Genomic DNA, 13653 nt, shown 5'->3' with positions numbered 1-13653 from the left:
TAAAGATAGTTTGCCAAATTACTCAGGCGTATAAGTGCTGACGACGTCGATTCGAGCAGCCTTATCCAGATTGATATGGCCATTATTCGCTACATCTACAAAATCAAATGCAGGAAGGTCAGACTCAGCCACATCGCCTCTCATCGGTGCATCGGGATCGCGTTTAAGCGATAAGAAGTCAAACTGCTCTCTATCCACACCTTGCGATGGTGCGGTATTTTGCATAGCGGTAAAGATAGTTTCGATACGACCAGGATGCTGCTTGTCCCACTGTACTAACATGTCTTTGACTGCAGCACGCTTTAAGTTTTCTTGTGAACCACAAAGATTACAAGGAATGATTGGGAAATCTTTAAGCTTTGCGTATTCGGCAATATCTTTTTCGCGACAATAGGCCAGCGGACGGATGACCATGTTTGCCCCATCGTCAGACAACAACTTCGGCGGCATGGCTTTCATCTTACCTGCAAAGAACATATTCAGGAACATGGTTTCGATGATGTCGTCTCTATGGTGACCTAGTGCGATTTTGGTCGCGCCGATCTTCTGTGCGAAGCCGTATAGGGTTCCTCGGCGCAGGCGAGAACAAAGCGAACAGGTGGTCTTGCCTTCAGGGATCTTCTCTTTAACGATAGAGTAAGTATCTTTTTCGAGGATATGGTACGCCACGCCCAATGTATCTAGATAGGCGGGTAAAATATCTTCTGGGAAACCTGGCTGCTTTTGATCCAGATTTACGGCAACGATTTCAAATTTAATAGGTGCGCGTTGCTGAAGGTTCAACAAGATATCAAGCATGGCATAGCTATCTTTACCACCGGATAGGCAACACATAACGCGGTCACCATCTTCAATCATGTTGTAGTCACCAATAGCGCGGCCAACTTCAGCGCGTAGTCGCTTCTGTAGCTTTGCCATGCGGGTAACTTGTTTTGGGGTTAATTCTTCGGACATAAAAAAACGCGCCTAGTACACAAATGTTCAGGGCGCGTATTATTCCAGCTAAATGCCTTGGGGTAAAGCTTAGATAGTGCTTATAGCTCTTCTAAAGGCGATTTATAGCCATCGGGCTTAATTGCTAATAGGTCACAGTTGATGCTGTCGATGACATGTTCAGCAGTATTACCGATCAAAGCCGCCGAAAGGCCTGTTCGGCCAACGGTTCCAAGTACCACTAACTCTGCATCTAGCTCAGATGCAAGATCAGGGATAACATCTTCTGGCAGGCCTTCTTTTACATGGCAGAAATCTGGAGAGATCCCGTATGCATTAGCAAGATAGCAGATCCGCTCTTCGTGTTGCAGCCTAATCGTTTCGCTATAGGTGTGAGCATCAAAATCTGGAAGCTCGATTGCTAAATTAACAGGCGTGCCCGGGTAACCGTTGACGAGATGAACCTGAGCGTTAAATTGACTCGCTAGCTTGTTAGCATGGGAAATAATTTTGCCATTAAGCGTTGCGTTCGCATCATCGTCTGCACTGACATTGACTGCACAAACAATTTTACCTGCGACTGGCCACTCATCCGCTTTAACCAGAAGTACTGGGACTGGCGCCTTACGCAGCAAGTGCCAATCGGTTGGGGTAAAGATCACCGATTTAAGCTTGTCATGCTCGTGGGTCCCCTTAACGATGAGATCGTAATTACCTTCAATGGCCTGTTTAATGATGCTTTCGAAAGGGCGGTTATGCCAGATGACTTCGGTAGTGATCTTTATGCCATCTTTGCAGTAGGGTTCAATGATATCTTCTATCCAGGCTTTACGTTGATTAACAACGCCTTCTCGCATTGCTTCTCTTTCGTGACCAGACAGAATAGAGGTCATTTCATAAGAGAAATCAAAAATGGATAAAAATACCGTAATTTCGGCTTGGTTGTCAGAAGCGAGTTCAACGGCTCTCGCAAGAGCCGCCTGCTTGTCTGTCGTTGGGTCGATAACCACAAGGAGTTTCTGATAGTCCATCATTACTGTTTCCTCATCTAATATCGTCTAGTTTCATCTTGCATGATTGCGATGAATTTATATTGTTTTAGATCAAGCGGATTGCCGAATACTTCCTATCGCGCAATGTTACTGTTGCCAGATAGCTCGCTTAATGCATCTATATCCAATATGGTAATGTACTTTCCTTTAACTTCAATCAGTTCCGACTTTTGGAAACGGCCTAGCAAACGGCTGATCGTCTCTACCGTTAAACCAAGGTAATTACCGATATCACCACGGGTCATGGTTAATCTAAATTCTCTTGGTGAAAATCCACGGCTACCGAAGCGCTTAGCTAGGTTACTGATAAATGCAGCCAGTCTCTCTTCTGCATTCTTTTTGCTGAGGAGCAAAATCATCTCTTGATCGCTTTGAATTTCATTACTCATTAAGCGCATGATCTGCTGTCTTAGTTTAGGCATTTTTCCTGTAAGTTCGTCCAGAGTAGTGAAGGGGATTTCACATACCATAGAGGTTTCTAATGCCTGAGCAAAACTTTGGTGAAATTGTGAGTGAATACCATCAAAACCTATCACATCACCTGCTAAATGAAAGCCAGTGATCTGCTCATCACCTTGTTCGGTGATGGTGTAGCTCTTAATTGTCCCTGAGCGAATTGCGAATAATGATTTTAGCGGATCACCAGATTTGAAAATCGGTTCACCTTTTTGGATCGGCTTTTTACGTTCGATGATTTCATCAAGCTGGTCTAACTCGTTAGAGTTAAGCGTGAACGGAATACAAAGCGTACCCATGCTGCAATCATGACAATGAATCGCACATCCTGACGCCATTTGACGGCGGTTCTTATTGTTATCAGCTGACATTGTCTCTCTCAATTTTGACTGTTCACTTACTATGTTAAACTAATTTGATATTTGGAGCTAGCTAAGCTGGTTAATCGCCACATACAAGGTCTGTATTCCGAATACTACTAGGGCAATACCGCTTATTATTCGTACCGCCTTTTTTTGCACCCAGCGACTAAAAGTGCTTGCTGCTATCCCCGCACTCAACAGAGCTGGCAGCGTACCCAAGCCGAAACAAAACATGATTAAGCCACCATCGACGGCGTTACCAGCAGCAACGCTCCAAGTAAGCATGCTATAAACCAAACCACAGGGGAGCCAGCCCCAAAGCGCTCCGGCAATAAAGGCATGGGGGCGGTTCTTAATAGGAATAAATTTATTGGCGACAGGTGCTATGTATTGCCATAACCATTTTCCCACACGTTCAATTTGTACCACTCCAGCCCAGAGTTGTGCGATATAAAGGCCAGTAATGATCATCATAATGCCGGCAAAAATACGCAATACAAGAAGGTATGTATCAGCATCGAACAATAATCCAAGGGCACTGGTACTGCCGCCGATGAGGGCTCCTGCTATGGTGTAACTGATAATACGGCCACTGTTGTAGCTCAGTAGGTAACCGAGCTGGGACATCAGCACATTGCCCGACGTCTGTTTGGGTAAATTAGCCGATAGGGCACCAACGAGGCCGCCGCACATACCAATACAGTGCCCGGCTCCCATTAAGCCGACCAATAACGCTCCAATCAAGCTGTAATCATTCACGATTTAAGCTCACCGGCGTTTCGCCGTCCTGTTTATCAGTGCTTTGTGTTGTTTTATTTTTCTGGTCATCGTCTTCAAAAAGAATCGATACACTCTGTTTTTCTAAATCATCAAATTGATCAGACTTTACCGCCCAAAAAAACACGGCTACCGCAACAGCCACAAACAACATGGCGATTGGAATTAAGACATAAATGATACTCATAAACGAACCTTAAGAAGTCTTAGGCTATTGCTAACAACAATGAGTGAACTCGCTGACATGCCTAATGCAGCGATATAGGGAGCGACGTGCCCCGTAACGGCCAATGGAATTATAAACAGGTTATATCCCAGCGCCCAGAATAAATTCTGCTTGATGATCCGCCCAGTGGACTTGGCAACTTTTACCGCATCGGCGAAACGAGAGAGGTTATCACCGAGCAAGATAATATCGGCGCTATTTTTTGAAATGGCTGCGCCACTTCCCATCGCTATGGACAAATTGGCTCCGGCTAAAACAGGCGCATCGTTGATACCATCACCAAACATGGCGACTTGGCCCTGTTGCTGAAATTGGTCGATTAATGCGAGTTTATCTTTAGGTGAAAGGCCTTTATGTACATCATCAATACCAAGGCGCTGGCCCAAGGCGGCAACTTGCGTGGAATTATCGCCACTGGCAATACTGATTTTGCAACCCATCTCCCTCAACTGACTAACGGCTTTACTGGTTTCTGGGCGAACTTCATCATCGAGGGTTATTTTCGCTAACAAACGATCACCTTGACTGAACCAAACAATTGTTGAGGCTTCATCAATCGATGTGCCATTCACAAATTGCTGACTACCTACTCGATACGCTAGGCCATTTATCGTGCCTGATAGGCCGTTGCCGACAACGCTCTGCCTATTGCTGACCGAGAGTTCACCACTGAAGTAGGGGGCGAAGGCTTTTGCAATAGGATGTAAAGAGCCAGACTCTAGTGCAGCAATATGAGCGAGTACCTTGTCTTTTGACCAGTCAGCCGTCAGCTCTACATCACTGATAGACAAAGAACCTAAGGTGAGGGTACCGGTTTTATCAAATACCACATGTTGGATTTTTGGCAGCTTTTCAAAAATGCCAGAACGTCTCGTAATAATGCCGAGGCGCGTCATGATAGCGGTACCACAAGTCACAGCTGTTGGCGTCGCTAATGCTAAGGCACAAGGGCAGGTCGCGACCAAGACTGATAGGGTGACCCAGAACGCGTCTTCCGGTGAGTAGAAATACCAAAACAGATAGGTTAATGCGGCGATTAACAAAATGATGGCTGTGAAGTAATTTGAAAATCTGTCCGCATACAGTGCCACCTTGGGCTTATTATTTGAGGCAATCTCTTGTAAGCGAATGATCTCTGCAACCAGTTGGTCTTGGCCTAATGCTGTAACCTCGACCAAAATTGGTTGCTCGATATTGATCGTACCGGCAAATACCTCTGACTGTAACGCCTTTTGTAATGGCATCTGCTCGCCAGTTAACATGGCTTCGTTAACGGCAGATTCACCTTCAACGATAACGCCATCGGCGGCAATAACATCACCTGGTTTAACCAAAATAATATCGCCAATGGCCAAACGCTTGGCGGGGATCTCGTCAAATCCTTCGTCAGTCTTTAACTGAGCGGTTAACGGAACCAATTTATGCAGATTGCTGGAACTAACAGAAGCCTTTTGACGGGCATTTTGCTCAAAAAAACGCCCCAGTAAAAGGAAGAAGGTAAACATAGAAACCGACTCGAAATACACTTCGCCGGTACCGTTTACAGTTTCAATGCAGCTGGCGATATAGGCACCGCAAATTGCGATACTCACCGATACATCCATATTGACTCTGCCCATAAGCAGTGAGCGCACCGCACTAAAGTAGAATGGCTGAGCCGAATAAAACACCACGGGTGCGGCAAATAGCATACTCACCCAGCGGAAATAATCACGGTACTCTGTGTCGAGATCGGTAAAGTAACCAGAATAGAGGGCGAGGGCAAACATCATCACCTGCATGGTGGCAAAGCCTGCTAGACCCAGTCGTAGTAAAAACTTGCGTCCGTCTCGTTTACTCTTAATCTCTTGCTCATCGACTTGGAAAGGCGCTGCTTGATAGCCAATTTGACTGATTTGATTAAGAATCTCACTGAGCTTTATCTGAGTTGCATCCCAAGAGATCAGTGCTCGTTGAGTGGTAGAGTTAACCTGAACACTCGCGACACCTTGAAGTTTACTTATTTTATGCTCAATCAACCAAGCACATGCCGCACATGTAATACCGTCTACCGTTAACGACACTTCATTAAGCTGGTCTCTGTGTTGGATAAAGTCCTGCTGCACTTCGGGCAGATCATAAGCGCTGAAGTTAGACAACTCTTCAGGCACTAAAGCCGTTTGTTTGCTGCCTGGCTCGGTACGAAAACGATAATAATTAGTCAGTCCCGCATCGATAATCGCTTGCGATACCGCTTGGCAACCAGGGCAGCACATAAGCTGCTCAACATCATTGATACGGGTAATGAATTGCGAACCTGTCAATACAGGTTCGTTACAGTGAAAACAGCTTGGTTGACTCATACGGTAAGTTTCTTACTCTTATATTTCTAATAGCTTATTAGCGTCAATGGCAAAGAGCCTTAGGGATCAGTTTAACCAGTACTGTTGATCATCAACCAAAGTAACACGCTGCTGAATACGCCAGCTTTGATCAAAACCTTCGATACGTACTTCCCATGGGCCTTCAATAGCTTGAGTTAAATCGATGCGGTAAATACCGTTTGCATCTGCGGTCACTATTTGAGAGAAATCTCGCTCTTCTAGCGTTGGGTGGAAGAAGCTAACACTCAATGCCGCAAGGTATTTTTCACCACCTTGCTGTGAGATCTCAACATACTCGTCATCAAACTCTAGCAGGTAATTCATACCGAGCTGTTTAGCTTGCTTTATCTTGCGAAGGTCAATATTAATGCCTTTACCTTCTTTGTAATAATCTTCAGTGACCAGCGAGTCTTTAGTATCTATTGCTATCATCAGTAAATTGATACTCGCGAGTACAGCACATAGCGGTAATCCAAAGAGAAACCAAGGCCAGAACTGCTTATACCAGGCTTGTGGAGTAGACATTTTTATCACCTATAATTATTAGAATAGTTGTTAGAAACTTGGGAAAAAAGAACAGTTATTTTACCTTTAAAACTGTGATTTAGCACCTAAAAAAAAGGCCTCGTTGTTACGAGGCCTTAATATTACACTCAGTGTTAACTAGGTGTGATTACTTGTCAGACAAACTGTAAACGTAAGCTGTAATTACGTGAACTTTTTCTTCACCTAATACATCTTTCCACGCTGGCATCACACCAGTACGACCGTTCTTGATTGACTGCTCGATAGCACCACGGCTACCACCATATACCCAAGCGTTGTCGGTTAGGTTAGGGGCGCCCATAAACTTGTTGCCAGTGCCATCCATACCATGACAGGCGAAACAGCCTTTCATGAACGAACCTTGGCCTTGAGCAGCAAGCGCTTCGTCGTGATCGCGACCAGATAGCTTAACGACATATTCAGTCAGACCTTTAAGTTCACTGTCTTCAATCGGTAAACCACCTTTTGGCGGCATCATACCGTGACGACCGTCCATAATAGAGGTCTTAATCGTTTCAAGCTCTCCACCATATAACCAAGCATTGTCGGTTAGGTTAGGGAAGCCTTTACTACCTCGGGCGTCACTACCATGACACATGGCACAGTTTTGTAAGAACAGACGGCCACCCACTTTAAGGGCTTCTTCATTCTTAACTAACTCTTCCAATGGCGTGTCAGCGTAGGCCTTGAAGATAGGGCCAAACTTTTCGTCTGCGTGCTTGACTTCTTGGTCATACTGAACCCAGCGGCCTTCATTTTGAGCGTCAACAACTGCTTGCTTCGACTCTTCAATGGTGCGAACACTTTGGTTAGAACTCGTCCAGCCTAAAAAGCCTTTAAAGCTACCAAGACCTGGGTAAAGTGCAAGATAGATGACACTGAATATGATGGTGATATAGAACATATAACTCCACCACTTAGGTAGTGGGTTGTTCAGTTCTTCAATTCCATCGAAGCTGTGACCCATCGATTTGCCTTCTTCTACACCCGTGTCGTTCTTAGAACACGCACGTAGTAGAACAACGCAACCAATGATTACCACAACCGTGAGTACGATAATCCATATACTCCAGAAGTTACTCATCACTTTTGTTCTCCTGAGTCCTTCGAAACCGAGTTTTGCTCATCGTCAGAGAAAACTAGGTTAGCTGCATCGTCAAACTGTTGCTTACGACGAGAGCTATATGCCCAGGCAAATATACCGATGAAGGTCACCATTACAACGATAGTAATAATTCCACGTAATGTGCCGTAATCCATATTTTGCCTCCTTATTTAAGCGCGTGGCCCAGTGACTGCAAATATGCAACCAATGCATCCAGCTCTGTCTTACCCTTAACGGCATCTTTAGCGCCATCAATCTCTTCAGCTGTATACAGCTCATGAGTTGGGTGAAGGTTTTGCAGGATCTGCATCTTCTGACCAGTAAGATCACCCGTTAGAATGTTCTCAGCTAACCAAGGGTATGCAGGCATATTTGATTGAGGTACCACAGCGCGAGGGTCAATTAGGTGAACCTCATGCCACTTGTCACTGTAACGACCGCCAACGCGGGCAAGATCAGGACCGGTACGCTTAGAACCCCACTGGAATGGATGATCCCAAACTGACTCACCAGCTACCGAGTAGTGGCCATAACGCTCAGTTTCAGCACGCAAAGGACGGATCATCTGGCTGTGACAGCCATAACAGCCCTCACGAATATAGATATCACGACCCTCTATCTGCATTGCCGTATAAGGAATTTGACCTTCTAGTGGCTCAGTAGTGTCTTCTTGGAACAAAAGGGGAGTTATCTCAACCAAGCTACCAAAGCTGATGGCGATAACAGTGAAGATCCCTAATAGACCGATGTTTTTCTCAACAATCTCATGATTAAATTTCATCGTATCTACTCCTTAAGCTGCTTTTGCTTCAGCAATTGCTGGCAAAGAATCTTTAGGGGCCTTAACAGTACGGAATACGTTGTATGCCATTAAGAACATACCTGCAAGGAAGAATACACCACCTAGGAATCGTACAAAGTAGAACGGGTATGACGCTTCTAAGCTTTCAACAAAGCTGTAAGTCAATGTACCGTCAGAGTTAACTGCACGCCACATAAGACCCTGCATAACACCAGAGATCCACATTGAAACGATATAAAGAACAGTACCGATTGTTGCTAACCAGAAGTGAACGTTAATTAGGTTTGTGCTGTACATGCGGCCGTGGCCGAATAGAACAGGGATCAAGTGGTAAAGCGAACCAATTGAAACCATAGCAACCCAGCCCAATGCACCTGAGTGAACGTGTCCAACAGTCCAGTCAGTGTAGTGAGATAGAGCGTTAACCGTCTTAATTGCCATCATTGGGCCTTCGAAGGTAGACATACCGTAGAAAGACAATGAAACAACAAGGAAACGCAAAATTGGGTCTGTACGTAGTTTGTGCCATGCACCAGATAGGGTCATGATACCGTTAATCATACCACCCCAAGACGGAGCGAATAGGATTAGAGACATCACCATACCAAGCGACTGAGTCCAGTCTGGAAGTGCTGTGTAGTGTAGGTGGTGAGGACCAGCCCAGATATACAAAGCAACTAATGCCCAGAAGTGAACAATAGATAGACGGTACGAGTAAACTGGGCGGCCAGCTTGCTTAGGTACGAAGTAGTACATCATACCTAAGAAACCTGCAGTAAGCAGGAAGCCTACGGCGTTATGACCATACCACCACTGGACCATAGCATCGACTGCACCACTATAGAGTGAGTACGACTTGGTCATAGTCAACGGTACAGCCATAGAGTTAACTATGTGAAGTACGGCAACCGTGATGATAAACGCGCCAAAGAACCAGTTAGCCACATAAATATGCGACGTTGCTCGTTTCATGATAGTGCCGAAGAAAACCACAGCATAGGAGACCCATACAATGGTAATGGCGATATCGATTGGCCATTCTAGCTCAGCGTATTCCTTACCACTGGTGATACCAAGCGGTAAACTGATTGCGGCTGATAGAATGATGGCTTGCCAACCCCAGAACGTAAATGCGGCTAACTTAGGCGCAAATAGTCGAGTTTGACAGGTGCGTTGAACGATATAATAGGATGTGGCGAAAAGGGCTGAGGTACCAAACGCGAAAATCACGGCGTTCGTATGTAGTGGTCTTAGACGACTATACGTTAACCATGAAGTTTCAAAGTTTAGCTGCGGCCAGATTAACTGCGCTGCAATTAGTACACCTACCGACATCCCAACAATTCCCCATAACACGGTAGTTAGAGCGAATTGACGGACGATGGTGTAGTTGTAATCAGCGCCTTGAGGCTGGGAATGGTTCATCATATTGCTTCCACTGCTTATTACTTATACTTATTATTGTGTAGAGTAAAACTCTACCCGTTTATATGACGACAAATCATGTCTCCTATCGGAAACTTAGCTTCTGTGTCAATGTGTAACCTTACATTTCATGATGTAACGCAAGGCATGGCCATGATACTTGAGCTATATCAAAAAAGATAGGAATTAAGCCCCTTGATAAGTTGATCTAGATCAAAGTACTCACTAGAATGTTAACACTTCTAATCAAAAGGTTAATTAACGTGCAAGTTGCTCACAAACCAGCAGTATTATGTCTTGCGTGCAGCATATTATTGGGCACATTCTTACTGGGTTGCGAGCCTAGTCAACATGAGCCGCAAGCCTCTAGGGCAGTGGATCCGAGCCTTTGTAATTTCAAGTCTGGTCCTTGTGCTCAAAGTGTAGCCGATGTAGAGATCCAGTTAACTATTACCCCATGGCAAACCCCCAGTGAGCGGCCTTTGCAGCTTTCAATCCAAACTTCTCAGCCGCTGAGTAATATAAAGGTTAAAGTTCAGGGGAGAGATATGTTTATGGGCGTTATTCCGGTAAAACTCACCCAAATAGACGAAAACAACCATAAGGGAACCTTAATATACGGTTCATGCAGTAGTAACTATATGGTTTGGAGCGCCGTTGTAAGCTATGAACTCGATGGCATTGAACACTTTACCAACTTCGACTTCCTCGCCGATAACCCGGGATAAGCCGTAGGAATTGATCTTATAGCGAACCGGTGAGTAGGCCGATATTCCTACAAACGAATCCAAATGACTCGACAATGCAACTGATAATTATTATCATCTAGTTGCGTTGTTAAACTTAGCTAAGTAAAAAATATCGCGATGTCGATAGCTAAGAAATTGATAGGGTCATTATTGGTAAGGGAAGGGATTATGAGTGCCAACAAGCAATTAAATATTCGAATTTCAGAACAAAAACTAGCTCAACTGATTTCACAAGGCTTACTTTGTGCCGCAGACTTTAACTGTTTAGACTCCGAGACCAAGCAAGCGGTATGGCAACTGTGTCTTTGGAGCTGTCAGAAACGCATTCATTGTGACAAACAGTGTCAACAAGAGTGCCAAAGCCAATACCAAAGTCACTGCCAATACAAAAAACAAAGCCAAGAGTCAGTTAATGAGGCAATATCGGTTATTAATCGGTAAAACAATCCCATAAGGTTAATTAACGATACCGCTTTTTAACCTTACTGATTAGTATAGTCATATCGACCTTAATACTTTTCTCTCTATGCAGTTACCTCCGGTTATTCCACTTTTTGATTCCATCGATTTTATTCAAATTGGCAATCCATTAGTCAATCAACATATCACCCAATTAAGTCTTGGCGAACTCGATGAAGCTGGCCTTGTGTTTGAGCACGCCAGCGACTGGCTGTTTGAGCAGAAATACAATGAGAATAACTACAAAGCCTACCGAAGCGAGTTAACTACGTTCCTGCACTGGTGCTTTGACGTCATAAAGCTCAACGTCAGTACAGTTGGGCGCCGAGAAGTCGGCCTATATATAGAGTATTGTAAACAGCCCCCCAGTGAGCTTATCGGTTATTTCAATGTTGCCCAATTTAAGCAAGACAAAGCGACGGGCGAACGTACCCCCAATCCAAGTTGGCTGCCGTTTCGAGGCAAGAAAGTGGATGGCAAAACGTTGCCTTATGTGTTGAGTGATAGTGCACTAAAGACGAAAGTCGCGATCTTATCTAGCTTTTATAGTTACTTGATGGGGGAAGATTTCTGCGAAAAAAATCCCGCGCAGATGTGGCTTAATAAGAGCCGATTCTCTTCAAGACAAAAATACAGGCTCAACACAGATGATGATAATCAATTAGCCTTCACCGAGTTACAGTGGTCTTACATCGTTTCAACGGTAGAGAAATTAGCTAAAGCCCAACCAGAATTGCACCAGCGTAGCTTGTTTTTGATAAAGCTTATCTACTCTTGTTACCTGCGTGTCTCAGAGGTTTCAGCTAGGGCAGGTTACTCACCTGTGATGAGCCAGTTTAAGCAAAACAGACAGACTGGGATCTGGAGTTTTCATATTCCTAAGAGTAAAGGCGGCAAGAGCAGAAGCGTCGCCGTATCCAAGGCATTACTCGATGCATTAACCCAATATCGGAGCTATTTAAAACTGTCGCCATTACCATCGAGCGGTGAACAGCACCCATTGATTGTGCGGCAAAAAGCCCCTGGGCGAGGGCGTGAAGTCGGAAGCATTAATGCCAATTTAGGTATTCGTCAAATTCGAGAAGAAGTAGATAAGATCATCGAAATAGCGGCCATTAGTATCGAAAATGACGGCTTTGTTGAAGATGCACAGCAGATGCGACGCTTAAGTATCCACAATATTCGCCATACAGGCATCACTCACGACATTAATATTAACGGCCGGCCGTTGTCCCACGTACAAGCCGATGCCGGACACGAGAGTATCGATACCACCTCGCAATATCTGCACACTACTCAGATAGAGCGTCACGAGAGTGCCCAGAATAAACCCTTGGATTATCTGCAGGGGATTGAGTAAGAGAGCTATAGCCACCTAAATCAAAATCATTAGGTGGTTATCACCAATTAGGCTTAGCCCCAAATAAAACGAATGAAAGTTATGCAGCAGGCTATGTTTCAAGGCTTATAAGCTCTTTTAAACATGTCCATTGAAGTGTTGTACAAGCTTATGGTTCTGGAAATTCCAGTTACGTAAAGGCGGAGCTGAAATAGCTCAAACCCAAACGGCTTATTATCTGGGATCCAGTTGATGAATAGGGCGATATTGCCGATGTACGTATTACCAATCCAAAAGAGTTGGCCGATCTGCTTAAACGCTATCCCCAAGGCGGGGCTAAAAGTGCGCTTTGTCTCTGATAGTAAAACCATGTTTGAGTTTTGGGCGCGCTGCGCGTTCGCTTTTATCCCTTTACCAAGTGTGCAATGCTGCCGTTGTTGCCGAAGAAACCGCAGATGTTACCAGCCCAAGTAAAGCACCATACTGGTGGGGGCAACTTATCCGTAAAGGCCGCGCTCGTGGTTTATCATCCATTTTTGCATTAACTCAACGACCAGCCGAATCAGATAAAACCGCCATTGGTAATGCGACCCTATTCAGAACGGGGCGACTCAAGCGCGCCGATGACCGAAAGATGGTCGCCAAAGAGCTAGATGTGCATGTGTCAGAAGTGACAGGGCTAAAGCCGTTAGATTTTGTTGAGCGGGATGATGTGACGGGAAAAGTGAGGAAGGGGAATTTATGTAAATGATACTCGTATCATATAGGTAACAGCATGTAAAACTTACACATTATTTGAAAAACTGTATAATGCATCGAAAATTAATGATTATTCACAATGGGCTTCACATGACGGATGAAAATGGTTTTATCGATAGCATTATCACAGTCCTAGACAATAATATGACTGCACTGTTAGTTTTTTTTGCACTCATTTTCTTTAAAAAACCCATTTCAGACCTTTTATCTAGAGTTACATCTCTTATGTTTAAATCCTCTGACAAGGAATTTAAAATAGAGACTGAAGTTCCTCCTTATAAAAGTAAAATAACTGATGAG

16 protein-coding genes are annotated in these 13653 nt (G+C 44.5%); 5 read left to right on the top strand and 11 right to left on the bottom strand.

Annotated elements, in window-relative coordinates; translation table 11 throughout:
* Positions 1-18: 18 nt before the first annotated feature.
* The 11 genes from ttcA to ccoN form a co-directional block, all read right to left on the bottom strand.
* A complete protein-coding gene (gene ttcA / locus K5Q92_RS15660; RefSeq protein WP_220769868.1) occupies positions 19-954 on the bottom strand; it encodes a tRNA 2-thiocytidine(32) synthetase TtcA in 936 nt (311 codons plus the stop codon).
* An 80-nt stretch (positions 955-1034) separates the two neighbouring features.
* Positions 1035-1967 carry a universal stress protein UspE gene (uspE, locus tag K5Q92_RS15655; RefSeq protein ID WP_220769867.1) on the bottom strand — a complete coding sequence of 311 codons (933 nt, stop codon included), beginning with the start codon at positions 1965-1967 and terminating at the stop codon, positions 1035-1037.
* Positions 1968-2059: 92 nt separating this feature from the next.
* Entirely contained in the window at positions 2060-2812 is a 753-nt protein-coding gene (gene etrA / locus K5Q92_RS15650; RefSeq protein WP_202722158.1) for an electron transport transcriptional regulator EtrA, read from the bottom strand.
* Positions 2813-2869: 57 nt separating this feature from the next.
* Complete coding sequence (locus K5Q92_RS15645; protein WP_220769866.1) at positions 2870-3562, bottom strand: sulfite exporter TauE/SafE family protein; 693 nt, start codon at positions 3560-3562, stop codon at positions 2870-2872.
* A complete protein-coding gene (gene ccoS / locus K5Q92_RS15640) occupies positions 3555-3767 on the bottom strand; it encodes a cbb3-type cytochrome oxidase assembly protein CcoS (protein ID WP_220769865.1) in 213 nt (70 codons plus the stop codon). The genes K5Q92_RS15645 and ccoS overlap by 8 nt, the downstream gene beginning before the upstream one ends.
* A complete protein-coding gene (locus K5Q92_RS15635) occupies positions 3764-6148 on the bottom strand; it encodes a heavy metal translocating P-type ATPase (protein WP_220769864.1) in 2385 nt (794 codons plus the stop codon). The genes ccoS and K5Q92_RS15635 overlap by 4 nt, the downstream gene beginning before the upstream one ends.
* Positions 6149-6214: 66 nt before the next feature.
* Positions 6215-6694: a FixH family protein gene (locus K5Q92_RS15630; RefSeq protein WP_220769863.1), complete on the bottom strand. Its 480-nt coding sequence runs from the start codon at positions 6692-6694 to the stop codon at positions 6215-6217.
* Between the two features lie 148 nt (positions 6695-6842).
* Positions 6843-7799 (bottom strand): cytochrome-c oxidase, cbb3-type subunit III, encoded by a 957-nt coding sequence (ccoP, locus tag K5Q92_RS15625; protein WP_220769862.1) that lies wholly within the window; start codon positions 7797-7799, stop codon positions 6843-6845.
* Complete coding sequence (locus tag K5Q92_RS15620; protein ID WP_220769861.1) at positions 7799-7975, bottom strand: cbb3-type cytochrome c oxidase subunit 3; 177 nt, start codon at positions 7973-7975, stop codon at positions 7799-7801. The genes ccoP and K5Q92_RS15620 overlap by 1 nt, the downstream gene beginning before the upstream one ends.
* An 11-nt stretch (positions 7976-7986) precedes the next feature.
* On the bottom strand, positions 7987-8601 hold the full coding sequence (ccoO, locus tag K5Q92_RS15615; protein ID WP_220769860.1) for a cytochrome-c oxidase, cbb3-type subunit II: 615 nt from the start codon (positions 8599-8601) through the stop codon (positions 7987-7989).
* 12 nt (positions 8602-8613) lie between these two features.
* Positions 8614-10050: a cytochrome-c oxidase, cbb3-type subunit I gene (gene ccoN / locus K5Q92_RS15610; RefSeq protein ID WP_220769859.1), complete on the bottom strand. Its 1437-nt coding sequence runs from the start codon at positions 10048-10050 to the stop codon at positions 8614-8616.
* A gap of 260 nt (positions 10051-10310) precedes the next feature.
* On the opposite strand from ccoN, the gene K5Q92_RS15605 reads away from it, so the two are divergent.
* From K5Q92_RS15605 to K5Q92_RS15585, 5 genes are all read left to right on the top strand, one after another.
* Positions 10311-10775, top strand: coding sequence for a hypothetical protein (locus tag K5Q92_RS15605; protein ID WP_259649593.1), 465 nt, complete (start codon positions 10311-10313; stop codon positions 10773-10775).
* 189 nt (positions 10776-10964) lie between these two features.
* Positions 10965-11237, top strand: coding sequence for a hypothetical protein (locus tag K5Q92_RS15600; RefSeq protein WP_220769857.1), 273 nt, complete (start codon positions 10965-10967; stop codon positions 11235-11237).
* An 85-nt stretch (positions 11238-11322) separates the two neighbouring features.
* Positions 11323-12615 carry a site-specific integrase gene (locus tag K5Q92_RS15595; RefSeq protein WP_220769856.1) on the top strand — a complete coding sequence of 431 codons (1293 nt, stop codon included), beginning with the start codon at positions 11323-11325 and terminating at the stop codon, positions 12613-12615.
* Positions 12616-12943: 328 nt separating this feature from the next.
* The gene (locus K5Q92_RS15590; RefSeq protein ID WP_220769855.1) at positions 12944-13345 is read left to right on the top strand and encodes a hypothetical protein; all 402 of its coding nucleotides are present in this window, start codon (positions 12944-12946) and stop codon (positions 13343-13345) included.
* 98 nt (positions 13346-13443) lie between these two features.
* Positions 13444-13653, top strand: a 210-nt coding sequence (locus K5Q92_RS15585; RefSeq protein WP_220769854.1) for a hypothetical protein, incomplete at its 3' end; no start/stop codon positions are given.

This window comes from Shewanella sp. MBTL60-007 (genome assembly GCF_019654915.1).
Classification (GTDB): Bacteria; Pseudomonadota; Gammaproteobacteria; order Enterobacterales; family Shewanellaceae; genus Shewanella.
Note: the sequence above shows the minus strand (reverse complement) of the source record. Positions and strands in the feature narration are given on the sequence as shown.

Bases quoted from the DNA above. Each gene is read 5' to 3' on its own strand.
- ttcA (WP_220769868.1), bottom strand. From the start codon at position 954: ATGTCCGAAGAATTAACCCCAAAACAAGTTACCCGCATGGCAAAGCTA.
- uspE (WP_220769867.1), bottom strand. From the start codon at position 1,967: ATGATGGACTATCAGAAACTCCTTGTGGTTATCGACCCAACGACAGAC.
- etrA (WP_202722158.1), bottom strand. From the start codon at position 2,812: ATGTCAGCTGATAACAATAAGAACCGCCGTCAAATGGCGTCAGGATGT.
- ccoS (WP_220769865.1), bottom strand. From the start codon at position 3,767: ATGAGTATCATTTATGTCTTAATTCCAATCGCCATGTTGTTTGTGGCT.
- K5Q92_RS15635 (WP_220769864.1), bottom strand. From the start codon at position 6,148: ATGAGTCAACCAAGCTGTTTTCACTGTAACGAACCTGTATTGACAGGT.
- K5Q92_RS15630 (WP_220769863.1), bottom strand. From the start codon at position 6,694: ATGTCTACTCCACAAGCCTGGTATAAGCAGTTCTGGCCTTGGTTTCTC.
- ccoP (WP_220769862.1), bottom strand. From the start codon at position 7,799: ATGAGTAACTTCTGGAGTATATGGATTATCGTACTCACGGTTGTGGTA.
- K5Q92_RS15620 (WP_220769861.1), bottom strand. From the start codon at position 7,975: ATGGATTACGGCACATTACGTGGAATTATTACTATCGTTGTAATGGTG.
- ccoO (WP_220769860.1), bottom strand. From the start codon at position 8,601: ATGAAATTTAATCATGAGATTGTTGAGAAAAACATCGGTCTATTAGGG.
- ccoN (WP_220769859.1), bottom strand. From the start codon at position 10,050: ATGATGAACCATTCCCAGCCTCAAGGCGCTGATTACAACTACACCATC.
- K5Q92_RS15600 (WP_220769857.1), top strand. From the start codon at position 10,965: ATGAGTGCCAACAAGCAATTAAATATTCGAATTTCAGAACAAAAACTA.
- K5Q92_RS15595 (WP_220769856.1), top strand. From the start codon at position 11,323: ATGCAGTTACCTCCGGTTATTCCACTTTTTGATTCCATCGATTTTATT.